This is a genomic window from Streptomyces sp. NPDC001002 (assembly GCF_053599215.1).
Genome location: NZ_JBSFLV010000005.1, coordinates 127,193 through 152,595, shown reverse-complemented (window position 1 = coordinate 152,595; position 25,403 = coordinate 127,193). Strand labels below are relative to the sequence as shown.

General features: G+C 69.4%; 24 protein-coding genes. 15 read left to right on the top strand and 9 right to left on the bottom strand.

Annotated elements, in window-relative coordinates:
* Positions 1-78 precede the first annotated feature (78 nt).
* From ACWDR3_RS04750 to ACWDR3_RS04720, 7 genes are all read left to right on the top strand, one after another.
* Positions 79-960 (top strand): GntR family transcriptional regulator, encoded by an 882-nt coding sequence (locus ACWDR3_RS04750; protein ID WP_450350803.1) that lies wholly within the window; start codon positions 79-81, stop codon positions 958-960.
* A complete protein-coding gene (locus ACWDR3_RS04745; protein ID WP_450350801.1) occupies positions 960-1,697 on the top strand; it encodes an HAD family hydrolase in 738 nt (245 codons plus the stop codon). The genes ACWDR3_RS04750 and ACWDR3_RS04745 overlap by 1 nt, the downstream gene beginning before the upstream one ends.
* Positions 1,698-1,717: 20 nt before the next feature.
* Positions 1,718-2,590, top strand: a complete 873-nt coding sequence (locus ACWDR3_RS04740) for a GntR family transcriptional regulator (protein WP_450350800.1) — start codon at positions 1,718-1,720, stop codon at positions 2,588-2,590.
* Between the two features lie 794 nt (positions 2,591-3,384).
* A complete protein-coding gene (locus tag ACWDR3_RS04735; RefSeq protein WP_450350799.1) occupies positions 3,385-5,574 on the top strand; it encodes a phosphotransferase family protein in 2,190 nt (729 codons plus the stop codon).
* Positions 5,575-5,737: 163 nt separating this feature from the next.
* Positions 5,738-6,544 (top strand): hypothetical protein, encoded by an 807-nt coding sequence (locus ACWDR3_RS04730; RefSeq protein ID WP_450350797.1) that lies wholly within the window; start codon positions 5,738-5,740, stop codon positions 6,542-6,544.
* 36 nt (positions 6,545-6,580) lie between these two features.
* Complete coding sequence (locus ACWDR3_RS04725) at positions 6,581-7,204, top strand: TetR/AcrR family transcriptional regulator (RefSeq protein ID WP_450350796.1); 624 nt, start codon at positions 6,581-6,583, stop codon at positions 7,202-7,204.
* A 41-nt stretch (positions 7,205-7,245) separates the two neighbouring features.
* A complete protein-coding gene (locus tag ACWDR3_RS04720; protein ID WP_450350794.1) occupies positions 7,246-9,315 on the top strand; it encodes a HelD family protein in 2,070 nt (689 codons plus the stop codon).
* A 43-nt stretch (positions 9,316-9,358) separates the two neighbouring features.
* Here the strand turns inward: ACWDR3_RS04720 and ACWDR3_RS04715 are convergent, their stop codons facing one another.
* Positions 9,359-10,231, bottom strand: a complete 873-nt coding sequence (locus tag ACWDR3_RS04715; protein WP_450350793.1) for a nitroreductase/quinone reductase family protein — start codon at positions 10,229-10,231, stop codon at positions 9,359-9,361.
* Positions 10,232-10,414: 183 nt separating this feature from the next.
* On the opposite strand from ACWDR3_RS04715, the gene ACWDR3_RS04710 reads away from it, so the two are divergent.
* Together ACWDR3_RS04710 and ACWDR3_RS04705 are read left to right on the top strand one after the other, a co-directional pair.
* Positions 10,415-11,038: an RraA family protein gene (locus ACWDR3_RS04710; protein WP_450350792.1), complete on the top strand. Its 624-nt coding sequence runs from the start codon at positions 10,415-10,417 to the stop codon at positions 11,036-11,038.
* A gap of 144 nt (positions 11,039-11,182) precedes the next feature.
* Positions 11,183-11,677 carry an HAD domain-containing protein gene (locus tag ACWDR3_RS04705; RefSeq protein WP_450350790.1) on the top strand — a complete coding sequence of 165 codons (495 nt, stop codon included), beginning with the start codon at positions 11,183-11,185 and terminating at the stop codon, positions 11,675-11,677.
* 272 nt (positions 11,678-11,949) lie between these two features.
* On the opposite strand, the gene ACWDR3_RS04700 is transcribed toward ACWDR3_RS04705, so the two are convergent.
* The 3 genes from ACWDR3_RS04700 to ACWDR3_RS04690 are packed head-to-tail and all read right to left on the bottom strand — an operon-like array spanning position 11,950 to position 14,220.
* The gene (locus tag ACWDR3_RS04700) at positions 11,950-12,717 is read right to left on the bottom strand and encodes a hypothetical protein (protein ID WP_450350789.1); all 768 of its coding nucleotides are present in this window, start codon (positions 12,715-12,717) and stop codon (positions 11,950-11,952) included.
* A 44-nt stretch (positions 12,718-12,761) separates the two neighbouring features.
* Positions 12,762-13,667: a GNAT family N-acetyltransferase gene (locus ACWDR3_RS04695; RefSeq protein ID WP_450350788.1), complete on the bottom strand. Its 906-nt coding sequence runs from the start codon at positions 13,665-13,667 to the stop codon at positions 12,762-12,764.
* A gap of 28 nt (positions 13,668-13,695) precedes the next feature.
* Positions 13,696-14,220 (bottom strand): AAA family ATPase, encoded by a 525-nt coding sequence (locus ACWDR3_RS04690; protein WP_450350786.1) that lies wholly within the window; start codon positions 14,218-14,220, stop codon positions 13,696-13,698.
* Between the two features lie 135 nt (positions 14,221-14,355).
* Here ACWDR3_RS04690 and ACWDR3_RS04685 point away from each other — a divergent pair, with 135 nt between their 5' ends.
* From ACWDR3_RS04685 to ACWDR3_RS04675, 3 genes are all read left to right on the top strand, one after another.
* The gene (locus ACWDR3_RS04685; RefSeq protein ID WP_450350784.1) at positions 14,356-14,937 is read left to right on the top strand and encodes a helix-turn-helix domain-containing protein; all 582 of its coding nucleotides are present in this window, start codon (positions 14,356-14,358) and stop codon (positions 14,935-14,937) included.
* Positions 14,938-15,008: 71 nt separating this feature from the next.
* Positions 15,009-15,695: a hypothetical protein gene (locus ACWDR3_RS04680; RefSeq protein WP_450350782.1), complete on the top strand. Its 687-nt coding sequence runs from the start codon at positions 15,009-15,011 to the stop codon at positions 15,693-15,695.
* A 128-nt stretch (positions 15,696-15,823) separates the two neighbouring features.
* Entirely contained in the window at positions 15,824-16,156 is a 333-nt protein-coding gene (locus ACWDR3_RS04675) for a DUF2516 family protein (protein WP_401716953.1), read from the top strand.
* A 53-nt stretch (positions 16,157-16,209) separates the two neighbouring features.
* Here ACWDR3_RS04675 and ACWDR3_RS04670 read toward each other — a convergent pair whose 3' ends face one another.
* The 3 genes from ACWDR3_RS04670 to ACWDR3_RS04660 all read right to left on the bottom strand — a co-directional run bounded on the left by ACWDR3_RS04670 (position 16,210) and on the right by ACWDR3_RS04660 (position 19,953).
* The gene (locus tag ACWDR3_RS04670) at positions 16,210-17,535 is read right to left on the bottom strand and encodes a PP2C family protein-serine/threonine phosphatase (RefSeq protein WP_450350780.1); all 1,326 of its coding nucleotides are present in this window, start codon (positions 17,533-17,535) and stop codon (positions 16,210-16,212) included.
* A gap of 303 nt (positions 17,536-17,838) precedes the next feature.
* Positions 17,839-18,945 (bottom strand): C40 family peptidase, encoded by a 1,107-nt coding sequence (locus ACWDR3_RS04665; protein WP_450350778.1) that lies wholly within the window; start codon positions 18,943-18,945, stop codon positions 17,839-17,841.
* Positions 18,946-19,140: 195 nt separating this feature from the next.
* Positions 19,141-19,953, bottom strand: coding sequence for a class I SAM-dependent methyltransferase (locus ACWDR3_RS04660; RefSeq protein ID WP_450350776.1), 813 nt, complete (start codon positions 19,951-19,953; stop codon positions 19,141-19,143).
* Positions 19,954-20,165: 212 nt separating this feature from the next.
* On the opposite strand from ACWDR3_RS04660, the gene ACWDR3_RS04655 reads away from it, so the two are divergent.
* Positions 20,166-21,593 carry a glycosyltransferase gene (locus tag ACWDR3_RS04655; RefSeq protein ID WP_450350774.1) on the top strand — a complete coding sequence of 476 codons (1,428 nt, stop codon included), beginning with the start codon at positions 20,166-20,168 and terminating at the stop codon, positions 21,591-21,593.
* Positions 21,586-22,116, top strand: a complete 531-nt coding sequence (locus ACWDR3_RS04650) for a YbjN domain-containing protein (RefSeq protein WP_450350772.1) — start codon at positions 21,586-21,588, stop codon at positions 22,114-22,116. Before ACWDR3_RS04655 ends, ACWDR3_RS04650 begins: the two co-directional genes overlap by 8 nt.
* A gap of 35 nt (positions 22,117-22,151) precedes the next feature.
* Here ACWDR3_RS04650 and ACWDR3_RS04645 read toward each other — a convergent pair whose 3' ends face one another.
* Positions 22,152-22,622 (bottom strand): hypothetical protein, encoded by a 471-nt coding sequence (locus ACWDR3_RS04645; RefSeq protein WP_450350769.1) that lies wholly within the window; start codon positions 22,620-22,622, stop codon positions 22,152-22,154.
* Between the two features lie 218 nt (positions 22,623-22,840).
* Here ACWDR3_RS04645 and ACWDR3_RS04640 point away from each other — a divergent pair, with 218 nt between their 5' ends.
* Positions 22,841-24,520, top strand: coding sequence for a glycosyl hydrolase family 28-related protein (locus ACWDR3_RS04640; RefSeq protein ID WP_450350767.1), 1,680 nt, complete (start codon positions 22,841-22,843; stop codon positions 24,518-24,520).
* On the opposite strand, the gene ACWDR3_RS04635 is transcribed toward ACWDR3_RS04640, so the two are convergent.
* Positions 24,480-25,355 (bottom strand): AraC family transcriptional regulator, encoded by an 876-nt coding sequence (locus ACWDR3_RS04635; protein WP_450350765.1) that lies wholly within the window; start codon positions 25,353-25,355, stop codon positions 24,480-24,482. The genes ACWDR3_RS04640 and ACWDR3_RS04635 overlap by 41 nt on opposite strands.
* Positions 25,356-25,403: the final 48 nt, after the last annotated feature.

Sequence of the window (25,403 nt, the reverse complement as noted above, 5' to 3'; positions counted from 1 at the left end):
CCTAAGTTATCCCCACTTGGTACCTACTCATAAACAAGTCACCAACAACTCCCCGTAGATGGATTCGAGTTGTAGCGTTTGGTCGTGACACAGGAGAACGTGGCAGTGAACGGCAGCAGAAAGCTCTCCCCCCAGGAGATCGCCGACATCCTCAGGGACCGCATCCGCACCGGCGACCTCAAAGCCGGAGACCGCCTGCCCACCCAGGCCGAACTCGCCGACGAGTTCGGCGTGGAACGCGGCACCGTCCGCCAGGCCCTCCGCGCCCTCCAGGAGGACGGCCTCCTCAGCAACGTCAGCAAGGGCAGCCCACCGCGCATCGCGGAGCCACCGGCGGCGAGCGGTGAACCGCAGCCGACGATGGTGGGGTTGGCACCGCGCCTCACCCAGGCCTTCGCCGCCCAGCACGTCCGTATAGACGTCGTGTGCCACACCGCGGAGACCCTGATGATCGCCCTCGGCGAATCAGTCCGCCAGATCCACGAGGGCACGGCCCGCCCGGAGTCGATCGACGTCCGCATCCTGCTGCCGTCCCGGGACATCGACCTCGCGTTCCCGCGGTTGGTGGAGGAGGAGCAGGGCGAGGAGGACGCGGTCCACCAACGGTGGTTGGCGATGCGCAACGCACAGATCCACGTACTCCGCCACAATCTGCAGGCCCTGCGTTCCACGCACGGCATCGACGTCCATGTCGCCTTCCGGGCCCTGCCGTTCACCCCACCGGTCAAGCTGTACGTGCTCAACGGGGAAGAAGTCCTGCTCGGGTACTACGTCCTGACCGAACGGGCGGAGGAGTACGAGAGCCAGACCCTGGAGATGTACGACGCCCTGGGCTCCCAGTCGCTCCTCTTCTCCTTCGAGACCCGCGCCGGTCAGCGGGACGCGGCGTTTGTGGAGGAATCCCAGAAGTGGTTCGACGCCCTCTGGGAAACCATCACCACGGACCTGACACTCTCCTAGTGACTCCTGATACGACGCAGACTGAACTGGTGACGGTAGAGACAGGGAACCTGCGAGAACTGATCACCGATGCCCGCTTCGTCCTGTTCGACTTCGACGGCCCGATCTGCCAACTCTTCGCGGGACACAAGGCGGAGCAGGTCGCGAAGGAACTCGTCGACTGGCTGGCACGACAGGGCCTGCACAGCCTGCTGACCGAGGAGGAACGAGGCCACCCGGACCCGATGGTGGTGCTCTACGCGGTCAACAGACGCCACCCGCACAGCGATCTGGTGGCCGAACTGGAGGAGCGACTCACCCAGCAGGAACTCAAGGCGATCGCCACCGCCATGCCGACGGCGTACGCGGATCCGCTGATACGCACCTGGGCCGCCGTCGGCAGCAGACTCGCGGTCGCCACCAACAACTCCCCCCGCACGGTGTCCAATTACCTCACCGACCGCGGCCTGGCCGGCTGCTTCGCCCCGCACGTCTACGGCCGCACCGGCGAACTCGACCTCCTCAAGCCGGACCCGCACTGCCTCAACCGCGCCCTCAACGCCATGGGCGCGGCCCCCTCCGCGGCCCTGATGATCGGCGACGCCCCCACCGACCTGTACGCGGCGGAACGGGCCGGAGTGCCGTTCCTTGGCTACGCGCGTAACGAGTACAAGTTCCAACTGCTCAAGGACGCCGGCGCGCAGAACATCGTGGATTCGCTGCTGCCGGTGCTGCGGTTGCTGCGGGATCAGGCCTGAACCGACGGTACGTTCTGGGCATGAACGGACTGACCGCCGAGGGCGGTGGTAGGGAGTTCCAGAGGGTCTCTGACGAGTTGCGAGTCCGCATGACCGACGGGACGTACGTGCAGGGTTCCTTCTTGCCTTCCCAGCGGGATCTCGCCGAGGAGTTCGGGGTCTCCCGGGACACAGTTCAGCGGGCCTTGCGGGAACTGGTCGACGAGGGGTGGATCGAGTCGCGGCAGGGCAGCGGCTCACGCGCCATCAGGATCCAGCGCATACAGTCCTCGACCCCCAGGGCCACTCGGACGCGGCGCGGCATGACACTGGGGCCGCTCATCAGCGAGGCCTTCGAGCGGCCCGAAGTCACCCTTGATGTGAGCACGTTGACGTCGGAATCGCTGGACATGCACATCAAGCTCCAAGCCGAGCGTATTCATGGCCGCGTGATCACCCCTGAGCGCATCGCCCTTCGCATGCTCCTGCCCGACGAGTCGATGGCCCTGCCTTATCCCCGCGTCAAGGGTGACAAGGGCGACCTCCGCCCGCGGGAGCGGCTACAGGCCATCACTCGGCGGGCCACCGACTCGCTGCGGGGGCTGTTGGAGGACTTGCAGACCGAGCGGCTGGTGGACTCCGTCGACGTTCAGGTTCGCCATGCGCCACTGATCCCCACGTTCAAGCTCTACCTGCTCAACGGGGTCGAAGTCCTGCATGGAATGTACGAAGTGATCGAGCGTCCGATGCAGCTCGGGCCGGACGGAGAGGTGGTCACGGCCCTCGACGTCCTCGGCCTCGGCGCCACACTGACCCATCACGTGAAGGATCGTGACCCTGAGTCACCCGGATCCGTATTCGTCGACACCATGCAGACGTGGTTCGACTCGGTGTGGGACCTGGTTGCCGAATAGGTGGCCTAACGCGGCGACAGGGGCGCCATGCGCTAGCATCCCGCAACCTCGAGTGAGCAACCGCTCCCGTTCGTCAGTAATAGCGATTAGTACTCCCTCCGACCAATTCCACGATGCGTGAACCTGGTTCCGCCATCGTCGGGGATCGCACCTCGCGATCCCTGCCGCGCGCTCCGTGCGCGGCTCGTGGAGAAGGGAGGTCGGTTCTGAACAGGCTCAAGAGGCTGGTCCAGGACTGGCAGAGGCAAGCGCGTACGGCCATCACGGCGGAACGGGTTCTCGTGGCTTTCGGGGCTGCGGACCTGGTCGTCGGCGTGATGCTGTGGGCGCCGTGGAAATAGCGAAAGGCCTCAGCTGACGGTCTCTCTGAGAGAGGCGCCGGCCAAGGCCCTCGCTTCCGGAGCAAGGAGTCTTCGTCTCGGCGTTCCCGCGGCTGCAACCGCGGGCGGGACGGAGGCTCCTTGCGCGCGTCACGGTAGCAACATCCGACTCGTCGAGCATATGGCCGAGTGTGTTCTCGCAGGTCACGAAGTGTGCCGCGACAGGAAGGGGGGCGGCAATCGCGTCGGAAACTCCGTACGCTAGGATCCCCGAACCTCGACTGAGCAACCGCTCGTGTTCGTGCGTATATAAGGGCCTGGCGCACACGTCAGCCCTGAGCATCCGGGTACAGGTGTGTGGCAAACCACCCGTTTTGGCCATTTCCGCTGACATCGGGCGCTTTGTGCACAACTCTTACATTTTGAGGGCTTCGACCCTTCCCATTCGTCGAGTCACATACCCCGGAGCGGCCAGTGGTTACACCGCCTGTCTCCCCTTTTCTGGCTGCGGGGCGTGTTGCCGGTGCCCGGCCGGACGCCGTCTACAAGGCGTTCCTGGGGCGTGCCGAGCAGTTAGGGCAGGCGAGCAACGGCTTCCACAATCAGAACCACGTACTGCCACTGACGCAGCCCGTGGCACGTCTGGTCGCCCGTGCTCCCGGTACGTCCGTCATCGCGCGAGTCCGACGCGCCGATGCGCTGCCTGTGGTCATCAGGACCTGGCAGAGCGAGTCCGAGATCCTGCGCGCCATCAAGGGCGTGCTGCCCAACGTGCCGGAGTGCCTCTTCGAAGGGGAAGGCTTCGCCATTCACAGCTATGTGGAGGGCGTACCCCTTTCGAGCATCTGCGGCAACGGCAAGCCGGTCGACACCAGGCTCATCAAAGCGCTGGCGGCCCTGCTCGCGGAGACGGCACAGGTGCGCCGCAGAGCGCTACCGGCGCTGCCGACGGACTGGCCCAGCGATCACACCGACAGCCGTGGCTTCTTGCAGACTCTCGCGCGTCAGGCGGACCAACAGATCCGACGCCCCAACTGGCACGACTTCGGCGGCCTGTTCGCGGCACTCGGCATCCCTGAGGACGCCCTGCTCCGGCTGGCCGACCGAGTGCCGGCGATGGCGCGACGCCCCTACAGCCTGCTCCATGCGGACCTTCATCGCGACAACGTCATCATGTCGTACGGCGGCGAGCACCCTCTGATCTGCGTCGACTGGGAGTTGGCCACTTACGGGGACCCTCTGCACGACCTCGCCACACACCTGGTCCGGATGCATTACCCGGCGTACCAGTGGGACGAGGTCATCGATCTGTGGGTAGACGCCATGCGAGAGGTTCGCCCTGCCGCAGTCAACGGTGTGGCCAGGGATCTCCGTCATTACGTCGCCTTCGAGCAGGCGCAGTCCGTCTACCCGGACGTGATGCGCGCCGCTCGCTCGCTGGAGGGTTCCGGCGATCAGCAGCACATCGACGCGGCAACGGAATCGATACGGCGGGCGTTGGAAGCGGCAGTGGATCCGCTGAGGCTGAGCAACATCCCGAGTGAGCGGCAGATCAAGCAGATCCTCCTCCGCTGGGCCGCAGCTCGCTTCGGCGACCGCAGCTTCGGCGTCGGGGCGTTCGACTGGCACCGGGACGACCGCGTGCCAGAGCGCAAGGACTTCTCTCAGCAGGCCGTGCAGAATGCCCTTTTGGCGGAGGGCACGGCGCCGGCCGGCAGGGTGTTCAAGGGAACCGCGCACCTGAACACGGTGGTCGAAGTGTCGGACTACCCCTCCAGCGTCGTGGTGCGGCGCATGGCGGCAGATGTCCGAAGACGCGAGCGTGGCTTCTTCCTGAGCGAGCACGCCGTACTACGAACCATCGAGCAATCGGGCAAGGGCGTGGCAGCGCCGAAAATCCTCGCCCTGGGCTGGAGCCATGACGGACAGCCCTTCGCCATCCACACCTATGAAGGACCGAGCGACACCGAACGTCCTCCCAACCACCCGGTGCACGGTCTGCTGCCGCGCGAGGCGGACAAGCTCGTCGATCAGCTCCATGCCTTGACGACGGTGGACTACCGCCAGGTCGACCCGCTGGCCGGTCAGGGACACTTCTACGAGTGGCTGTGCGAACAACTGGTGGCCATGGTCGGGGAGTTGCCCAAGCAGTCGCAGCAACTGGCCCGTTTCCTAGGGCTACCTGATGCCGACTTGCTGGCGAAGATCCTGGCCCGGCACACAGTGAACCACCGGGATCCGGCGTTGCTGCACGGTGACCTCAACCCATGGAACCTCGTCCGCCGTGACGACGACCTGGCGCTGACCATCATCGACTGGGAGATGGCGCTCGTCGGCGACCCGCTCTACGACCTGGTCCGGCACATGCACCTGACGCCCACCCGCCCCGAGATCCGCGACCGGATGTTCAGCCGGTGGGAACAGCTTCTGCCACCCGCGCACACGAAAGCGTGGCGGCAGGACTGGCGCGTCTATCGGTGGATCGAGATCGTACGGTCCGCATACGTCGACATGGACCGGCTGGTGACGGGTGCGAGCCTCGACGCCCCGAACGTACGGCGAGCCGTCGACTCGTATGCGATGACCCTCGCCGCGGCCACCGCGTCCCTGGGCCTGCGGCCCCGCCGGACGACGCACCCGTATCTTGCTTCCACCCTGACATAGGCAGACCATGACTCCACCAAAGGCTGGCATCTTCGTGGGTTCATGACAGTGCCCCGAACCCGCCTACGGGGGAGGGGCGTGCATGGTCGAGCGGGGGAACAGGCAGGCCGAGAACGGTTTAGGGCGGCAACTGAGGCGTTATCAGGAACGGTTCGAATCCGTCGTGACGCGATTGGTGCTGCTCGGGATCTTCTTCACGGGACTGGCCGCGCAGTTCGTCAAGCCGCTCGGCGACGCCTTGGAGGGCAAGGCCTATCTGGGCGGTGCGCTGCTCAGCCTCGTCGGCTATGTGCTGTACGGCCAACTGAGGGAACTGGTCGCGTCGACCCGGGTACCGAACCGTGCTCTGGTGAGCTCAAGTCAAGTGGGAGAGTTCGTCAGCGAGGCGTTTCACGCACGCAGAGTGGAGATCGGCTTTCTCGGCTACACGGGCGAGACGCTCTACCACTCCGTGTATCACCACCTCGAAGGCCTCTTCGACGACCCGGGACCGACTCGGCGAGTTCTGGTCCGGATGCTGGTACCGGACTTCGGACAGCCGATGATCGTGCCCGCCAGGGTCGGTGACGACGGTGGCCCCGTGGATGATCCCGACTTTCGTAGGCGGATGGAGCAGCGCTGCCGCGAATACGACGGCATCCTCTCGGAACTCGCGGAGCGGCTCAACGAGACCGGACGGGTGTCCGTGCAGTGCGAGTACCGCTGCTACCCCGGTATCCCGCGCGACAAGATCTGCATCCTCAACCGGGAGCAGGTCCTGCAGGGCCTCTATGACCTCTCCACGCGGACGCGGCTGATCCACATGGGACCCGAGTTCTACGATCCGAGGGGCTACGGGACCGACCTCAACGTCTGGTCCCGGGAAGGGACGGCTGCCGCGGGAGAAGCCGTCACCATCTGGAACAAACACTTCGACGATCTCTGGGCCCTCGCGAAGGTGCCCGCGTGGCGCCGGGAGACCGCCGTCTGACACCTGCGGATCCGGCGGCTGGCTAGGCTCCCACCCATGACCACCCCCGGCCTCCGAGAACGCAAAAAACAGCGGATGTACCAAGACGTCTCCGAAACAGCCATCCGCCTGTTCATGGAGAAGGGCTTCGACGCCGTCTCCGTCGCCGAGGTCGCCGCCGCGGCCGGGATCTCGAAGCCGACCCTCTTCCGGTACTTCCCGGCGAAGGAAGACCTCGTCCTGCATCGGATCGCCGACCATCAGGACGAGGCCGCGAGGGTGGTCGTCGAGGCGGAGGACGCGCCGGTCTCCGCGCTGCGGCGGCACTTCCTCGACGGGCTCGCGCGATGCGACCCCGTCACCGGGCTCAGCGACCATCCGCAGGTGCTCGCCTTCCACTCCCTCCTCTACGGGACTCCCGCCCTGGTCGCCCGGGTGTACGGCTACCAGGAGCAGGCGGAAGCCACGCTCGCCGAGGCGCTCGGCGGTGGGCTGGACGCGCGGCTGGCCGCCGGGCAGATCGTCGCGGTGCGGCGGATCCTCGCGCTGGAGAACTGGCGGCGGATCGCCGACGGGGAGCGGGTCGAGGATGTGCGGGCGGATGCCGTTGCCGCGGCGGAGCGGGCGTTCGGCCTGCTCGCGGCCGGGTTGCCGCACTTCAGCCAGGATGAGACTCGGTAATATATTTAACTCGGTTACGTTTTTTGGGTACGGTCGTCCCCATGACGTCAGCCCACTCGCACGCCCACTCACACCCCCACTCCGACCTCAAAGAGTCCCTCCACCGCGAGCGCGCCCACCACGACCGTTGCCGTACCGCCTTCGACGCCATGGTCACCGGCGCTCAGGAACACGTCATCACCGGCGAGGACGTCTCCGCCTCCGGTGCCGACGCCGAGGTGCTCGGTTATCAACTGCGGAGCAAGGCCAAGGAGTTGGGAGAGCTGCCTCAAGGGCCCTTGTTCTTCGGGCGGTTGGACTTCGCCCAGAATGCTGGCGCGGGTGGTGAACACTCCGGCCAGCGCTACTACATCGGCCGCCTGCGCGTCTCCGAACACCCCGCCGCCCCACCCCTCGTCGTCGACTGGCGCGCCCCCGTCTCCCGCGCCTTCTACCAGGCCGGCGCCCGGGACCCGCAGGGCGTCGACGTGCGCCGGCGTTTCGGGTGGGCGCCCGGGAGCCGTGGGGAGTCCATCGACCTCACCGGGCTGGAGGACGAACGGCTCGGCCGAGGCGAGTCCGGTACCGGGAACATGCTCGCGCGCGAGATCGAACGCCCCCGCGTCGGGCCCATGCGCGACATCGCCGCCACCATCCAGCCCGAGCAGGACGATCTCGTACGCGGTGACATCGGGCTGTCCGTGTGCGTGCAGGGCGCCCCGGGCACCGGCAAGACCGCCGTCGGGCTCCACCGCGCCGCCTATCTCCTCTACACCCATGCCCAGCGCATCCGCCGCGCCGGCCTCCTCATCCTCGGCCCCAACCGCACCTTCCTCTCCTACATCTCCGAGGTGCTCCCGGCCCTGGGCGAGACCGGCGTACGGCAGTCGACGCTGGGGGAGGAGATCGCGCGCCATCCCGTGCGGGGGACCGACAGCGAGCGGGCGGCCGTGGTCAAGCACGACGCCCGGATGGCGGAGGTGCTGCGCCGCGCGCTGTACGCCCATGTCTCGGACCAAGTCATCAAGCCCGTTCTCATTCCCGACGGTTCGTATCAATGGCGGGTCGGGGTCGGCGAACTCGCTCGGATCGTCCAAGGAGTGCGCACCGAGGAACCGCCCTACGGGATCGGGCGCGAGCGGGTGCGGTCGCGGGTCGTGCGGAGTGTGCAGTTGCAGGCCGAGCGGCGGAGCGGGCCGCGGTCGGGAGCGTGGGTGCAGAAGATCTCGCGGGCGCGGGCGGTCGGCGCGTACGTCGATGCCGTGTGGCCCCGGGTCCGGCCCGAGGAGGTCGTGGCCGAACTCCTCGCCGGCCCGGACGTGTTGAGCTCGGCCGCCGATGGGCTGCTGGACGCCGACGAGCAGAGCGCCGTGCTCTGGGAACGGCCGCCGCGGTCGTGGAAGTCGGCGCGCTGGTCGGCCGCCGACCTCGTTCTGCTCGACGAGGTCGCCGGGCTCGTCGAACACCCCGAGGGGTACGGCCATGTCGTCGTCGACGAGGCGCAGGACCTCTCCCCGATGGAGTGCCGGGCCATCGCGCGCCGCGCGCCCTTCGGTTCGCTCACCGTCCTCGGCGACCTGGCGCAGGGCACCACGCCCTGGGCGGCGCGCTCCTGGGACACCTCCCTGCGCCACCTGGGCAAGCCGGACGCGGCCGTCGTACCGCTGACCATCGGCTTCCGCGTGCCGGAGGCCGTCGTCACCCTGGCCAACCGGCTCCTGGCCCGGCTCGACGTCGACGTGGCACCGGGCAAGTCCCTGCGCCGGGACGGTGAGTTGTGGGTGCGGGAGGCGGTGGGCGGGGATGTGGCGGGGGCGGTCGTGGCCGCCGTCCGCGATGCGTTGGGGAGGGAAGGGTCGGTCGGGGTCGTCGCCGCTGATGCGGATGCGGGGTGGGTTCGGGGTGCGCTCGATGCGGCCGGGGTCGTGGTGGGCGGGATGGACGAGCTGCGGGCGCGCGTGACCGTCGTACCGGCTTCTCTCGTAAAGGGGTTGGAGTACGACCATGTCGTCGCCGTCGAGCCCGCGGCGATCGCGGAGGCGGAGGCACGCGGGCTGCATCGGCTGTATGTCGTGCTCACCAGGGCGGTGTCGCGGCTGGAGGTGGTGCACGGGCGACCGTTGCCGTTCTGAGGGCGGGACGGGAACAGAACGGCAGCGGCCGCCCGCGGGTGGTTCAGGCGGACGCGTCGAGGGTCGGGATCAACTCCCTTTCCTCATAGTCCAGATGAGCTTCCAGCGCGAGCGTGAGGCGCTCCACCTCCGCGCGCACGGAGGCTGGGTCGCCGGCCTCAGCGGCCAACGTGCGGCGCAACTCCTCCACGAGCGCGGCGATTTGCTCATGTTCCTCGCGCAGCCGCGCGATGACCCGTGCCGTCTGCGGGTGGCGATCGGCGATGAACGGGAACAGGGCCTGGTCCTCGCCGGTGTGGTGGTTGTGCAGGCCCTGGCAGAAGGTCAGGCAGTTGACGCGGAGTTGGGCGCCGAGGGTGCCGCCCCCGCTGGCCGCCTTGCTCATCTCCTCGCGGATCAGGGCGAGTTCGCGGCGGAAGGCGTCGTGCACCACCTTGATCGCCTCGCCCATCGAGGACGCGTTGATGTTCCCAGGGCCGCCCTGCGCGGTGTTGTGGAGGGCGACCACCGGGATCACCCGCTCGGTCTTCTTCTGGTACGCCGCCCAGCCCGAGTCGGCCTCCACCGCGCGGGCCCAGGCGCGGTCCCGTTCCTCGCCGGCCAGTACGACGGCCTGTGCCTCGTACGTGAACACCCCGCTCTCGACCGTGACTTGGGGGTCGGCGAGGAGGTTGCGGTACCAGTCCGGGTGCCGGGGCGAGCCGCCTGCCGAGGCGATGACCAGGACGCGTTCGCCGCCGTCGGGGAGGTAGCCGACGGGGGTGGTGTGGCGGGTGCCGGTGCGGGCGCCGGTGGTGGTCAGCAGGAGCAGGCGGGCGCCCTCGAAGTAGCCGCCGACGCGACCGCGGTTGGCGCGGAACTCGTCGATGACCTGCTGGTTGAAATTCTGGAAGGGGTTGTTGTTCTCGTCGGGCAAGTCTTCTCTCTTCTCTTTCTCTGTCGCTGGATTCCGGTGGTGTGTTCCGGTGATGCAGATCGCGAAGAGAAAGAGACGGCGGGCTCCTGGCCCGCCCCGGCCTCACTCAGAGGCCGGGTACCCGACTCGCTCACGGCTCAAGGCCGACCCGGCAGTCATGGGAGGGACGGTAGCGTCCGGTGCATGACTGACGCCACCGGTTTCCAGCGCGTTCCCACCACCACCCTCGGCGAGATCCTCGACCGGGACCGGATCATGGACTTCGGCATCCGGCCGTTGTGGGGGCCGGTCGGGCGGGTGGCCGGACCCGCGTACACCGTGCGCTGCGCACCCGGCGACAACCTGATGCTGCACACCGCCATCTACCGCGCCGAGCCCGGTTCGGTGATCGTCGTGGAGTCCGGCGACCTGGACTGGGCGCTGGCCGGCGGCAACGTCTGCGCGATCGCCCAGCGCCGGGGCGTCGCGGCCTTCGTCCTGGACGGGCTGATCCGTGATCTCGCCGAGGTGCGGGAGGCGCGGTTCCCGGTGTTCGCGCGGGGTGTCATCCCGATCCCGGGCGCCAAGGCGGCCGTAGCACCGCTGGGCGAGCCGGTGACCTGCGGTGGGGTGCGGGTCGAGGCCGGCGATGTGATCGTGGCCGACGAGGAGGGCGTGGTGGCGGTGCCGGCCGCGCGGCGGGCCGAGGTGCTGGACGCGGCCCTGGCCAAGCTGGCGAAGGAGGCGGACCAGACGCTGGACGACTGGGAGGCAGCGCATCGGGCCCGGGTCGAGAAGATCTTGGCGGAGCGGGGGTTCGAGGGCTGAGGGGGGAGTCGGGCGGGGGATGGAGGGCTGACCGTCCGCCGCACCTGCCCCGCGCCGGCCCGCCCTGCCCAGCCGTACACCCGCTTCCCGCCACCGTCGCCGTACCGCTTTCGCCGATCCTCGTCCTGGTCGATCCTGGTGTTGATGCTTCTCTTCCTCGACGTCGACGGAACGTTGCTCCCGTTCGGCGCGGCCGGGGCCTATCCGGCGTACGCGCCGCGTTTCGAGGTGCCCGGGGTGGCCGACGGGCATCCCTTGCTCAGCCGTGTGGATCCGGCGCTCGGGGCCCGACTGGCCGCGCTGGACTGCGAGTTGGTGTGGGCCACGACCTGGATGGAGGACGTGAACGTCTGTCTCGCGCCGTGGCTCGGACTGCCCCAACTGCCCTCGGTGGACTGGCCGGACGAGGACGAATTCCCGGCGCCGCTGCACTGGAAGACCCGGCCCCTGGTGGACTGGGCGGCCGGGCGGCCCTTCGTCTGGGTCGACGACGAGATCACCGACGTGGACCGCGTCTGGGTCGCCGGCCACCATCCCGAACGCGCCCTCCTGCACCGCGTCGACCACCGACTCGGGCTGACCGACGCGGACTTCGGCGTCCTGGAGGAGTGGATCGGGGCGCGCCGGGCCCGGCAGTGAGCAGTGGCATTCCGTCCGGTCCGGCAGCAGACTCGCCAGGATGTCGACGCGAACGTCCTGTGCGACCGGCGGCTGCTCGCGGTCAAGGCCGTGTGGGAGGCGTTGCGGCCACTGGAGTTGGGACTGATCGAGGCGGAGCGGGTGGTCCACGGTCGCTACGAGGTTCTCGGCGACCGCGTCCGGCGGGCCCGGCCCGATCCGCTGGACGTCTCCTCGCTCGCGGCCTCGTCCAGCCTGACCGTGCCGCGGAGCAGGCCCGCGAGGTCCTCTGCTCAAAAGACCACCAGTATCACGAAGGGGGACGCTACGAGAATGAAGATCACGCCGAAGACCGTGACGAAGAAGAAATCGCCCCACCAGCGCACCCAGGACCCTGCAAACACATAGATTTCACGGCTTCCCTCCGGATTCGCGAGTTCCGAAAGCATCAAGATCCAGGTTCCGCCGATGAGCCAATTCACGTACAGCGCGACGAGACCTACGATTACCAGGACAATGAGCCGCGCCACCGACCCGTCCAGTTCCAGACTCCCGTGTGTTATGCGCCACGGCAGAATGGCGATGTAGGCGGACAGCGCAAGACCGAAGGAAAGCCAGGTGGACGGATCTTTCCGGCTCATGGCATAGACGTGGCTGTCGCCGATGCGGTCCACCCTCGGAACGAGTCCGCGGAGCATGAGGCCGGACTCGGTTCTGACCGTCCGCAGAAGGGCCTTGCCTGTCGCCTGGCTGCCGTCCAGCATCTCCATGGCCGACAGCGTGTCAGCCAGGAATTTGGCCCAGAACACATGGGCGACGGTTATCGCGACGAACAATATCCAGGCATGCCGAAGGGGCGCTTCAAGCCCCATCGCGGCGACAGAGTTCTTACCGAACAAGCGTGCGCAAATAACCAGCAGGGCGGCCACGCCACCCGTCAGCAGGATTCGCCCCACGGTGGCGGCGTAGGCCTTGGCGAGCTGACTCAGTTCCGCGAGCTTCTCGCGGATCTCCTCGTCGCTGAGTTCCCCATCGGTGTCACTGACTCGCCCATCGGTCATTTCCCCGACCGCCAATGTCGTGCCCGTCAACGTTTATCGGCATGTTAGTGAAGGTCTTCCTTCCCTACCAGCCCCTCGGGTTCCGGCCCGGCAGGCGCGAAGTCGTACGCCGCCCAGTCCGTGAGCGTGCGATAACCGAGACGCTGGTACAGGGCATTGCTGGTGGGGTTGGCGAGGTCCGCGAACAGGACGACGTCCTTCGCGCCCGCGGCCAGGGCGGCGCGGCTCACCTCCGCCGACGCGGCGGCCGCGTAGCCGTGGCCGCGCAGATGGGCCGGTGTGTACACGACGTCCACCTGGATCTGGCCGCCGATCATCGGGTTCATGCCGGCGACGGAGACGGGGGTGCCGTCCGGGGTCTCCCAGAGCGTGTAGCGCTTGTCGGCGTAGCGGGTGTCGGCCCAGGTGTCGGCGTTGATGACGACGTCCTCGCCGACGGCCTTGGCGAACTCGCCGCACCAGAACATGACTTCGTCGAGATCCTGCTCGCCCAGGACGCGACTCCGGCCGGCCGGGTGCGGTTCCGGCGGGGTGAGCGTGCCGAGCCCGTACAGGCGCAGCCGTATGTCACGGATGGCCGGCGTCGCCCCGGTGTGCCGCTGCCAGGCCTCGGCGAAGACGGTCGCCGTGTCGTGCCCCGCGCTCACGGAACGAAGGGGGTGCCCGAGGGCGGCCAGCCGGGCGGCGAGGGAGTCGGCCTGCTCGGGCGTGAGCGGGGAGGGGCCGAGGGAACCGGGCGGGAGGCGATAGAAGGTCGCCCGGACCTCACCCGCCTGCTCCAGTACGCCGAAGAGGGGGACGCCGGCGAACGCCTCCACCCCCCGCTTCCGTACCCTCTCCGCCCAGGTCAGCTGCATGACGTGCAGGCCGGGCCGTGTGCGCAGGAAGTCCCCGGTGCGGGTCAGGAATTCGTCGACGTCTTCGGTGAGGTACCAGTCATCCGGTCGCATGCCCCATGGTTCCCCACACCGGAGGACCTCAACTCGCGACGGCCTCCGCGATCTGTGAGGCGGCCTCGGCGGGGGTCAGACGCGTGGTGTCGACGACCTCGGCCTCGTCGTGCAACCACGTACGGGCCGCCTCGGCGTAGGGCTCCAGATAGCGCAGCCGGAACGAGGAGTTGGGGCCGATGACGGTGTCGCCCGCGATGCGTGCGCGCAGAGTGTCCTGGTCGGCATGGAGGACGAAGTGCCGTACCGGAATGGCGTGTTGAGCCAGGCCGGCACTGATCTCCCGCCAGTACTCCTCGACCAGCACGGTCATCGGCATCACCAACGTGCCGCCGGTGTAGTCGAGCACCCGGCGAGCCGTCTCGACCACGAGTGGCCGCCACGGCGGCCAGTGCTGGAAGTTGTCCGTCTCGGGCAGCCCCGGCGAGATGTCCATGAGCGTCTCACCGACCTTCTCGGCATCGAACACCCGCGAATCCGGAAGCAGTTGCTGCACCAGCGCACTGGTCGTCGTCTTGCCGGCGCCGTGGGTGCCGTTGAGCCATACGATCATGGGGGCGACGCTAGCGCGCGGGTCGGCCGGGGCCGCGGTGCGGGTGAAGCGGCCCGTACGGCCATTCAAGTGGCATGGCGCACTTTTGCAAGCGTCTGCTTGCAATAGTTAGCGCGAGTGATGCACAGTGGGGCCATGGCATCGCTCAACGTCGGCAATCTTGGTGAGTACCTGCGGGACCAGCGGCGCACCGCGCAGCTGTCGCTCAGGCAGCTCGCCGAGGCCGCCGGGGTGTCCAATCCGTATCTGAGTCAGATCGAGCGCGGGCTGCGCAAGCCGAGCGCGGAGGTGTTGCAGCAGGTCGCCAAGGCGCTGCGGATCTCCGCCGAGACGCTGTACGTCCGGGCCGGCATCCTCGACGCCGAGCGGGACCGGGACGAGGTGGAGACGCGTGCCGTCATCACCGCCGATCCCACGCTGAACGAGCGGCAGAAGCAGGTCCTGCTCCAGATCTACGAGTCCTTCCGCAAGGAGAACGGGTTCGGGATCGGGGCGGAGGAGGAAGCCGACGAGGCGGGTCACACCGTCGACGTCGGGCAAGACGTCGGGCAGGACGTCATGCAGGTGGCCGACGCCGTCGATGCCGTCGACACCGCTGACCCCGTCGAAGACGACGCCCCTGAGCGACGTACCCGCAAGACCCGTAAGGCCCGTACGACCCGCACCCGTGCGCAGGACGACGGCAGCGATGCCGACCCGCAGCAGCCGGCCAGTTGATCCAGTTGTCGGCCGGCACGTTCGCGGAACCCAAAACCCTCAGCTGAAAGCGACCCGGGAGGACCATCACCATGGCCATCACCGACGATCTCCGTAAGACCCTCAGCGACCCGACGCCGCTGTACTTCGCCGCCGGTACCGCCGACCTGGCCCTTCAGCAGGCCAAGAAGGTGCCCGGGCTGGTGGAGCAGCTGCGTACCGAGGCCCCGGCCCGGTTCGAGGCCGTTCGTGGCACCGCGGACCCGAAGGCCGTGCAGGAGAAGGCCTCCGCGCGTGCCAAGGAGGCCTCCGCCAAGGCCAAGGAGGCGCAGGAGACCCTGCAGTCCAAGGTCAACGAGTTCATCACCTCCCTCGACGGCGACTTCAAGAAGCTCGGCGCCACCCTCGACGCCGACCTGAAGAAGTTCGGCGAGAGCGCCCAGGACTTCGCGCTGCGCGGTGTCGGCGTCGCCGCCGAGTACGCCGTCAAGGCCCGTGAGGCCTACGAGAAGGTCGCCGAGCACGGCGAGCAGGCTGTGAAGACCTGGCGCGGCGAGGCCGCCGACGAGATCGAGGAACTGGCGATCGCCGTCGAGCCCGACCCGACGCCGGTCCCGGTCAAGGAGGAGAAGGCCGCGCAGGCGGAGCCCGCCAAGCCCGCCGCCAAGCCCGTGGCCGCCCAGGCCGCCCCTGCGCCGGCCGCCGCCAAGAAGACCGCCGCGAAGAAGGCTCCGGCCCGCAAGACGACGGCCAAGAAGACGACTCCGCCCGCCAAGTAACCACGGGCAACCAGGACGGGCCGGGCACTCCATGAGAGCCCGGCCCGTTCTTCGGGTAGAGGGCCGGTGGGAACGGGTACGGTGAGCGGCGTAGGGACAAGCCGAGTCTGGTGGTGGACGTAGTGCTGATGCAGGGGTTCGCAGGGTTCATGTGGCTGCTGAGTGTGGCCCTGATCCTGTTCAGCGGCTTCGCGTTGATCGATGCCGCCACGCGCCGCGAGGACGCCTACCGCGCGGCCGACAAGAAGACCAAGGTCTTCTGGCTGATCGTGCTCGGGCTCGCCTTCGTGGTGAACCTGATCTTCAACATCCTGTCGTTCCTGCCCATCATCGGGCTGGTCGCGACCATCGTGTACATGGTCGACGTACGCCCCGCGCTGCGCGGCCTGTCCGGCGGCGGTCGCAGCCGGCGCGGTTCGAGCAGCGACGGTCCGTACGGGCCGTACAACGGCGGACGGTAAGGGTCTGGTGGGCGGGGGCGGAGCCCAAGGGCCCTGCCTCCCGCCACTTACGCCTACGGCACCCGGTCCAGCAGCAGCACCGCCACGTCGTCCGTCAGCTCGCCGCCGTTCAGCTCCCGCACCTCGTTGACCGACGACCGCAGCAGCGCCTCGCCGCGCAGTCCCTCCGCGAGTTGCCGGCGCACCATCGCCACCATGCCGTCCTGGCCGAGCCGTTCGCGGCCGGCGCCGATGCGGCCTTCTATCAGGCCGTCGGTGTAGAGCATCAGGCTCCACTCGCGGCCGAGTTCGACCTGCATCCGGGGCCAGCGGGCGCCGGGCAGGAGGCCGAGGGCGGGGCCGTTGTTGTCGTAGGGGAGCAGTTCCGCGGGGCGGCCGGGGCGGGCGATCAGCGGGGACGGATGGCCGGCCAGGCACAGGCCCGCGCGCTTGCCGTCGGGCGCGATGTCGACCGTGCAGAGCGTCGCGAAGATCTCGTCGTCGGAGCGCTCGTGCTCCAGGACCTGTTGCAGGGTGCCGAGGAGCTGGTCGCCGCACAGGCCCGCCAGGGTCAGCGCGCGCCAGGCGATCCGCAGTTCCACGCCGAGCGCGGCCTCGTCCGGGCCGTGCCCGCAGACGTCACCGATCATCGCGTGCACGGTCCCGTCGGGGGTGCGTACGACGTCGTAGAAGTCACCGCCGAGCAGCGCGCGCGAGCGGCCGGGGCGGTAGCGGGCGGCGAAGCGCAGGGACGAGCCCTCCAGGAGGGGCGTCGGGAGCAGCCCGCGTTCCAGGCGGCGGTTCTCCTGGGCGCGCAGACGGCCCTCGGCGAGCCGGCGCTCGGCCGTGTCGGAACGTTTCCGCTCCACGGCGTACCGGATCGCGCGGCTCAGCAGCCGGGCGTCCAGCTCGTCCCGGAAGAGATAGTCCTGCGCGCCCACGCGCACCGCTTCGGCGCCGCGCTCGGCGTCACCGGACGCGGTGAGCGCGAGGACGGCGTGCCGGGGCGCGAGCTCCAGGACATGACGCAGTACGGCGAGCTCGTCGGCGTCCGCGCCCTGGCCGGGTTCGGACAGGGCGAGGTCCAGCAGGATGCAGTGGACGTCGTCGGTCAGCAGCCGCTCGGCCTCGGTGAGGTTGCGGGCGCTGCGGACCCGGAACGGCCGGCCGGTCGCGTCCTGCAGTTCGGGCACGACCGTGGCGCCGCCGGGGTCGTCCTCGATCAGCAGCAGCGTCAGATGGGTGGCGGCGTTGTTGTCGACCGTGGCTTCCTTGCGGGCTTCCGTGCGGGCTTCCTTGCGCGGGGTCTCTTCCTTGGAAGGGCCGCCTCCGTGCACGGCCTGCGCCTGACCACTCTCCGCGGCCGGGATCGCTCTCTGCCGCGGTATGGGTACGGGCATCGTCTTGGGTTCCTTCCCTCCCCCCGAGGGCGCGGTGGGGCGAGGGTCCTCGATCCACCGACGGGGACCATAGCGGTATTCGGCGGGCGAACGGAATGGTGTGAGCCACGTCGCCCGCACACCCGCCGCTGTCATATGCCGCGTTCTGTACCGCAGTTGGACAGGGTGCCCCACCTGGGGGGATGACGAACATCACGTCGGTGGGGGGTTTGGGAGCGGCCGGGGGTGCCGTGGGTCACGTGACGCCGGTCTCCTGACGCCTCCGGCCCCTCGTGCCCGCCACGGGCCTACGGGCCCACAGGCTCATGCGTCCGGCCGGACCACCCCGAGTATCGGCATCGACCCCGCGCCCGCGATCGTCACCGTCCGGCCCGGCCGCGGCGCGTGCACGATGGCGCCGTCCCCTATGTACATCCCGACATGGCTGGCGTCGTCGAAGTAGATGATCAGGTCGCCGGGCCGCATGTCCTTCACGTCGATGTGCTTGAGCTGCTTCCACTGCTCCTGCGACGTACGCGGGATGGGATCCCCGGCGCTCAGCCACGCCTGGGACGTCAGCCCCGAGCAGTCGTACGTCTTCGGGCCCTCGGCGCCCCATTCGTACGGCTTGCCCATCTGGGCCGTGGCGAACGCGACCGCCTTCTTGCCCTGCGCGGACGCCTTGCCGTTGATCTCGTCGAGGATGCCGGAGCCGAGCCAGGTGGTCTGTGCCTGGTACGCGGCCTCCTCCTCCAGCTCGGCGAGGCGCTCCTTCTCCTCCTTGGCCAGCTTCGATTCGAGCTTCTCGGCCGCCGCGATCCGCGCCTTGATCTTCTTGCGGGCCGCGTCCTTCGTCTTGCGGTTGGCCTCCAGCCGCTTCCACTGGGTGGAGGCGTCTGCGGCGTACTGCTCCAAGTCCTGCTGGGTCTGGGTCATTTCGGCGATCAGGCCCTTGGTGGCGCGCTGGCCCTGCAGCACCCGGCCGGCTCCGTCGAGGAACTGCTGCGGGTTGTCGCTGAGCAGCAGATGGGCCTCGTCGGGCAGCCCGCCGTTGCGGTACTGGGCGGCGGCCGCGGCGCCCGCGCGCTCCTTCAACTCGTCCAGTTTCTTCTGCCCCTGGACGATCTTGTTCGCCAGATCGACGATCGCGGCAGACTGCTGCTGGGCCTTCTCCTCGGCCGCGTTGTAGGAGTCGGTGGCGACGGCGGCGTCGTGGTAGAGGGTGTCGAGCTTCTGGCGTACGGCCTCAAGGTCCTTGTTCGGCAGGGGAGTCGGGGCCTTGGGGGAACTCGCGGAGGTCGATGCGGAGGTCCCCGCGGAGGCCGATGGGGTCGGTGTGGGGCTCGCGAACGCGGTGCCTGCGCCGGCCAGCACGGTGACCGCACAGACCACGGTCACGGCGATGTACGCGCTGCGCTTGCCCGGTGCCATACCTCTGCCCCCAGATCTGATGTCCCGTCAGTAACTTACGGCCGCCCGGGGATCGTGCCACGGTGACGCGCAAATCGACAGAGGTGTACGGAAGTCGGATTTCCCCCCTCACGGCCCCGTATTCGATCTCCCGTTCTTTGTGACGAACGACTCACCGAGATCGTTCCATCGGAAACGCCGGTCCGGGCGGAACCCTCAGGTCAGCCGCTCAGGTCGGCGCCTCGGCGCCAACGCCCCCCACGCCACCGTCACTTCGCCCTGCCGCCACCGGCCCGGCCCGTCCGTCACCGGCCAGTCGGCGCTCAGGTCCCGCACCGAGCGGATCCAGCGCTGGCGGGCGCCGTAGGAGGCGTAGGGCGCGGCGGCGGCCCAGGCGCGGTCGAAGTCGCGCAGGAAGGCGTGCACCGGTTCGCCGGGCACATTGCGGTGGATGAGCGCTTTGGGCAGTCGCTCGGCGAGGTCCGACGGGCGCTCCAGCGAGCCGAGCCGGGTGGCGAAGGTGACCGTCCGCGGCCCCTCCGGACCGAGCGCGACCCAGACGTGCCGGCGCCCGATCTCGTCGCAGGTCCCCTCGACGAGCAGCCCGCCGTCCGCGAGCCGCGCGCACAGTCGCTCCCACACCGCGCCGACCTCCGACTCGTCGTACTGGCGCAGCACGTTGGCGGCGCGGATCAGCAGCGGTCGCTGGGGGAGGGGGATCTCGAAGCCGCCGTGCCGGAAGACCAGGCCGTCGCGCTCGTACGGCTTCGCCGCCGCGACCCGGGCCGGCTCGATCTCCACCCCTACGACACGCGCGCGTGGCGCCACGGTCCGCAGCCGGGCGAGCAGTTCGACGGCCGTCCAGGGCGCCGCTCCGTACCCGAGGTCGACGGCCACGGGGTCGGCGGCGCGGCGCAGTTCGGCGCCGTGCGTGGCCGCGATCCAGCGGTCCATGCGGCGCAGCCGGTTCGGGTTCGTGGTCCCGCGCGTGACGGTGCCCACGGGGCGGTGGGCTGCGCGGGCTGTCATACGTACGAGGGTATGTGGCGAGGGGATGCGGCGAGGGTGTGTGGCCGCCGGTACGAGGACGCATGCGCGCATCGAACGGTTGAGCGACCGTCGGTAATGTCTCAGCAAAAACCACTCCCCCTGGAATGGGAATGCCTCCCTCCGCTGTTGCCTCCCTTGGAGGGCGCTCCACGTCCTCCGTCCGGCATGCCCGCAGCGAGGAGGAACGCCACGTGAGCCAGTACGTGAGCAGGCTCGGGCGGCGCTCGTCGGCGACGCCCTCGCGACTGAGGCTGCACCGCCGCCCGCGCCGCGTCGCCATGCTCTCCGTGCACACCTCACCGCTGCACCAGCCGGGCACCGGTGACGCGGGCGGCATGAACGTCTACATCGTGGAGCTCGCGCAGCGCCTCGCCGCGATCAACATCGAGGTCGAGATCTTCACGCGCGCGACCACGGCGGCCCTCCCGCCCACGGTGGAACTGGCCCCCGGTGTCCTCGTCCGGCACGTGGACGCGGGCCCCTACGAGGGCCTCGCCAAGGAGGAACTCCCCGCCCAGCTCTGCGCGTTCACGCACGGCGTGATGCAGGCGTGGGCCGGCCACCGCCCCGGCTACTACGACCTCGTCCACTCGCACTACTGGCTCTCCGGCCACGTCGGCTGGCTCGCCGCCCAGCGCTGGGGCGTGCCCCTGGTGCACGCCATGCACACCATGGCCAAGGTCAAGAACGCCAACCTGGCCGCCGGCGACACCCCCGAGCCCGCCGCCCGCGTCATCGGCGAGACCCAGATCGTGGCCGCCGCGGACCGGCTGATCGCCAACACCTCGGGCGAGGCCGACGAACTCGTCCAGCACTACTGCGCCGACCCCGGCAAGGTCGCGGTCGTCCACCCGGGCGTCAACCTGGACCGCTTCAGCCCGTTCCCGAAGGACCCGGACGCGCTGGACGCGCTGTTCCCGGGGGCGGTCGACCTCGGCCCCTCAGGGAACCCCTCCACCACTGCCACGGCCGCCACCGCCCGAGCCGCCGCTCGCGCCCGCCTGGGCCTCCCGCAGGACGCCCTGATCCCGCTCTTCGCGGGCCGCATCCAGCCCCTGAAGGCCCCGGACGTCCTGCTGCGCGCGGTCGCCGTCCTCCTGGACGAGCGCCCCGAACTCCGCTCCCACCTGCTGGTCCCCGTCGTCGGCGGCCCCAGCGGCAGCGGCCTCGCCAAGCCGGAGGGCCTGCAGAAACTGGCGTCCCGGCTCGGCATCGCGGATGTCGTACGGTTCTGCCCGCCCGTCGGCCAGGACCAGCTCGCGGACTGGTTCCGGGCCGCGTCGGTGCTGGTCATGCCGTCGTACAGCGAGTCCTTCGGCCTGGTCGCCATAGAGGCGCAGGCGGCCGGTACGCCGGTGCTCGCGGCCGCGGTCGGCGGCCTCCCGGTCGCCGTACGCGACGGGCACACCGGCTTCCTGGTGCAGGGCCACGATCCCGCCGCCTACGCGCGCGTGCTGGCCGATTTCGCCGACGACCCGGAGCTGGCGGACCGGATGGGCGCGGCGGCGGCCAGGCACGCCAAGTCCTTCGGCTGGGACACCGCGGCCGCCGCCACGGCGGACGTCTACACGGCCGCGATGCAGGCGCACCGCCGTAACGTACGCTCCCACCATGGGTGATGCGCACAGGTCAGCGCCGGGACAGGCCGCGGCGGAGAAAGCGGCAGCCGTCATCGAGGCCGTCCTGAAGGACGACGAACTGGAGTGGGAGAGCCCCGAGCCCGGCTCCTACGTCGTCAAGCTCCCGGGCACGCGCAAGCTGTCGACGACCCTCTCGCTCCTCGTCGGCCGCCACTCGCTCTCCCTGAACGCCTTCGTCATCCGCCACCCCGACGAGAACGAGTCCGGCGTCCACCGCTGGCTCCTGGAGCGCAACCTCAAACTGTACGGCGTGAGTTACGCCGTCGACCAGCTCGGCGACGTCTACGTCACCGGCCGCCTCCCCCTCGCCACCGTCACCCCGGACGAACTCGACCGGCTGCTCGGCCAGGTCCTGGAAGCGGCCGACGGTGCCTTCAACACCCTGCTGGAACTGGGCTTCGCCTCAGCCATCCGCAAGGAGTACGCGTGGCGGGTGTCCCGGGGCGAGTCGACACGGAACCTGGACGCGTTCGAGCACTTGACGCGCCGCTCGGCCGACTGACCCCGGGCGGACCGGACTTGGGCGGACTGCGCGGACTACTCGGCGCCGCTCCTGTCGAGCTCGTCCGCGAAGGCCCGTAGAGCGTCGGCCAGTTCCTTCTTGGTGGGCAACTGGTCGACCTTGTGGTCGAGTTCGGTGATCCGCCGGTTCAGCTCGTCCAGGTCGGTCGGTGAGGAGGGCTCGGCGGTGGGCGTGGGATCGCCGCCGGGGACCGGCGGGTCGGTCACATCTGTGGGTGACGGGCTCGGATCGGACTCGTCTCCGCCGGTCGTGCCGCCGTCGATGCTGCCTGTGTCCGGGCCCGAGGCCGAGACGGTCGGCTGGGGTCCGGGATCGTCGTCCGAGGTCGCCGCGAGAGCGACGCCGACGCTGAGGGCGACCAGGGCGGTCGCGCCGGCGACGGCGGTCGAGAAGCGTCTGAGCGGCAGGGAACGGCGGCTGGTGGCGGATAAGGCGCGGGCGGCCTGAGGCTCTTGTGCGTCCTGTGTGCGCTCTGTGTCATCCATGGACGGGACGCTAACCGGCGGCGGTCACCGGACGGAGGCCTTCCGTGGACCCCGCGAAAGCGCATTCTTGATGAGTTCATGGACATGAACGAAATTCCGCCGGACTGACGCCACTCAACCCCTTCCCTGCCAGGGGTCGGCAATGCCATGCTCACCGCCATCGCACATCTGAACAGCGTTCACATCCATGAAGAGCCGCATGGAAGGACGGGTGGGGCATGAGCACCTCGGACAAGAGCACCGCACACCTCACGAGACGGACCCTGCTCGGCGGAGCCACGGCCGTCGCGCTGGCGGCGACGACCGGAGTGGGGACAGCGCGAGCCACCCCGGGGGCCAGGGGTGAAGTCCCGCACATCTGGGGTGAGTTCACCCGCACCCCGTTCACCCACCCCCAGATCCCGTACATCGGCCGGGCCGGTGCCTACGCCGGTGCGCGCCGTCTCCCGCGCCACAGGGTCGTCGCCGACGTGACGAAGTACGGCGCCGTGGCGGACGGCGTCACCGACTGCGCCCCCGCGATCAACCGTGCCATCGCCGCTGCCGGTCGGGCCGGCGGTGGCACGGTCACCATCCCGCCCGGCACCTTCCGCATCGACGACCTGATCCGCATCGGCCACTCGAACGTGGTCCTGCGCGGCGCGGGCAGCGGCCGTACGAAGCTGTACGCGACCAAGAACCTCACCGAACTGATCGGCGTGTACGGCTCCCGCTACGGCGGCGACAAGTCGTCCTGGTCCTGGGCCGGCGGCCTCATCTGGCTTGCCCCGGAAGCCCGTTGGAACTCCCTGGTCACCGCGATCAAGGCCAAGGCCTGGCCCTTCGAGGGCTGGACGGGCAACAAGCGCGACGAGTGGACGCCCCTCACCACGGTCGAACCGGCCCGCCAGGGCGCCTCGACGGTGAAGGTCGCCGACCCCTCCCACCTGCGCCCAGGCGCCCTGGTCCTGCTCCGCCTGGCCGACGACGCCGACCACACGCTCCTGGAGCACATGTCGGGCGGCGGTCCGGGCCCCGAGGCGTACTTCTGGGACGACAAGACCAAGCTGACCTCGTACGTCCCCTACGAGTGGCCGGTCCGCATCACCCGCGTACACGGCCGCCGGGTCACCCTGGAACGCCCGCTCCCGCTGGACGTACGCCCGGAGTGGACTCCCCAACTGGTGACCCACGTGAAGGAGTTGACCGGTTCAGGCGTGGAGGGCCTGACCCTGGAAGCGGTGGAGACCCCTCAGTCCCCGCACCTCCTCGACAAGGGCTACAACGGCGTCGTACTCCAATGCGCCTACGACTGCTGGGTGGACGATGTGACGGTCCGTCACGTCGACAACGGCTTCGGGCTGGTGGCCGCGTCGGCCTGCACCCTGCGCGGTACGACGGTGGCGGGCCGCGGCTCGCACCATCCGTACTTCTGCCGCGAGGGCGCGCACGACAACCTGATCGAGGACTTCACCATCGAGCAGCGCACGGTCCCGGCCCCCTCGAACACCCAGCTCCACGGCATCAACGTGGAGGGCCTCTCCTCCTACAACGTCTGGTCCCGCGGCGACATGCGCATGGGCACCTTCGACAGCCACCGCGGCCTGCCCTTCGCCAACGTCCGCACCGACATCACCGTCGAGAACAACGGCCGCCACGGCGGCGACGCCATCGCAGGGCCGCTCTTCGGCGCCCGCTTCACCCACTGGAACGTCCGCGTCACCAACGCCCGCGCGGGCCTGATGAAGATCGACGGCCTGGCCCCGTACAGCGCGACCATCGGCCTCAACGAAGTCACCGAGTTCGACCAGATCGACGTCCCCGACTTCACCGGCGACCTGCACGCGCGCCTGGAGCTCTACGGCACGACGGACGTGGTCAGGCCACGGAACCTGTACGAGGCCCAACGGGAGCTGTAGTCCGTCCAGTTGGGGCCCGTCCAGTTGCGGCCCGTCCAGCCGTGGCCCGTCCCTTCGCGTACTGGCCGGGTGTCACGCCCACCAACTTCCTGAAGTGGCGCGTGAGATGGGGCTGGTCGAAGAAGCCCGTCGCGGGGGCGACCTCGCTCGCGGGGCAGCCGTCGAGCAGCAGGCGGCGGGCGCGGTCCACCCGGCGGGACATCAGGTACTGGTGCGGGGCGATGCCGTAGGCGGTGCTGAACGCCCGTACCAGATGGGCCGGATGGGCGTGCAGGAGGGCGCCGGCCCGGTCGAGGGTGAGGCCGTCGACGACGTGCGCGTCGAGGAGTTCGCGCAGGCGGCGGGCGAGCACGGGGTCCGGGCGCGGAGCGGAGTCCGTGCTCGGCCGCAGCCGTTCACGCAGTCGCTCGCCGATGAACGTCAGCCTGCTCTCCGCCTCCAGCTCGTCCCCGGCCCGGGTGAGCGCGGTGTGCAACTGACCGACGCGCAGCCGCAGCAGCGGATCGCGCAGATCGGGGCCGTCGACGGCGGCACCGATCAGGTCGTGGGGCAGCTGCGACCCGTCGAGATACACCACCCGCTTGCGGAATCCGTCCGGGGTGGCGGCGGCCCCGTTGTGCGGAACGTGCGGCGGCAGCAGCGACACCGTGTCGTCCGGCGTCCCGTGCTCGTGCCGGTCGAGGTCGTAACGCACGGCCCCGTCGTCCACGATGAGCAGCGTCCACGCCTCGTGCACGTGCATCGGATACGCGTACTCGGTGAAGTGGGCATGGAACACCTCCACCACGCCCGGAACCTGCGGGCGCCAGGCGGTGACTTCCTGCTCGGCGGCCATGCAAAGAACGTACAAGACGACGTCGTACGAGGCTCGGCAGTCTCGTCG

What these genes read in the sequence shown, in the direction of transcription:
- ACWDR3_RS04640 (WP_450350767.1), top strand. Translation starts at nt 22,841, where the DNA reads ATGAGCACCTCGGACAAGAGCACCGCACACCTCACGAGACGGACCCTG.
- ACWDR3_RS04680 (WP_450350782.1), top strand. Translation starts at nt 15,009, where the DNA reads ATGGCCATCACCGACGATCTCCGTAAGACCCTCAGCGACCCGACGCCG.
- ACWDR3_RS04645 (WP_450350769.1), bottom strand. Translation starts at nt 22,622, where the DNA reads ATGGATGACACAGAGCGCACACAGGACGCACAAGAGCCTCAGGCCGCC.
- ACWDR3_RS04705 (WP_450350790.1), top strand. Translation starts at nt 11,183, where the DNA reads ATGCTTCTCTTCCTCGACGTCGACGGAACGTTGCTCCCGTTCGGCGCG.
- ACWDR3_RS04665 (WP_450350778.1), bottom strand. Translation starts at nt 18,945, where the DNA reads ATGGCACCGGGCAAGCGCAGCGCGTACATCGCCGTGACCGTGGTCTGT.
- ACWDR3_RS04685 (WP_450350784.1), top strand. Translation starts at nt 14,356, where the DNA reads ATGGCATCGCTCAACGTCGGCAATCTTGGTGAGTACCTGCGGGACCAG.
- ACWDR3_RS04740 (WP_450350800.1), top strand. Translation starts at nt 1,718, where the DNA reads ATGAACGGACTGACCGCCGAGGGCGGTGGTAGGGAGTTCCAGAGGGTC.
- ACWDR3_RS04725 (WP_450350796.1), top strand. Translation starts at nt 6,581, where the DNA reads ATGACCACCCCCGGCCTCCGAGAACGCAAAAAACAGCGGATGTACCAA.
- ACWDR3_RS04710 (WP_450350792.1), top strand. Translation starts at nt 10,415, where the DNA reads ATGACTGACGCCACCGGTTTCCAGCGCGTTCCCACCACCACCCTCGGC.
- ACWDR3_RS04700 (WP_450350789.1), bottom strand. Translation starts at nt 12,717, where the DNA reads ATGACCGATGGGCGAGTCAGTGACACCGATGGGGAACTCAGCGACGAG.
- ACWDR3_RS04720 (WP_450350794.1), top strand. Translation starts at nt 7,246, where the DNA reads ATGACGTCAGCCCACTCGCACGCCCACTCACACCCCCACTCCGACCTC.
- ACWDR3_RS04660 (WP_450350776.1), bottom strand. Translation starts at nt 19,953, where the DNA reads ATGACAGCCCGCGCAGCCCACCGCCCCGTGGGCACCGTCACGCGCGGG.
- ACWDR3_RS04690 (WP_450350786.1), bottom strand. Translation starts at nt 14,220, where the DNA reads ATGATCGTATGGCTCAACGGCACCCACGGCGCCGGCAAGACGACGACC.
- ACWDR3_RS04675 (WP_401716953.1), top strand. Translation starts at nt 15,824, where the DNA reads ATGCAGGGGTTCGCAGGGTTCATGTGGCTGCTGAGTGTGGCCCTGATC.
- ACWDR3_RS04635 (WP_450350765.1), bottom strand. Translation starts at nt 25,355, where the DNA reads ATGGCCGCCGAGCAGGAAGTCACCGCCTGGCGCCCGCAGGTTCCGGGC.
- ACWDR3_RS04650 (WP_450350772.1), top strand. Translation starts at nt 21,586, where the DNA reads ATGGGTGATGCGCACAGGTCAGCGCCGGGACAGGCCGCGGCGGAGAAA.
- ACWDR3_RS04695 (WP_450350788.1), bottom strand. Translation starts at nt 13,667, where the DNA reads ATGCGACCGGATGACTGGTACCTCACCGAAGACGTCGACGAATTCCTG.
- ACWDR3_RS04670 (WP_450350780.1), bottom strand. Translation starts at nt 17,535, where the DNA reads ATGCCCGTACCCATACCGCGGCAGAGAGCGATCCCGGCCGCGGAGAGT.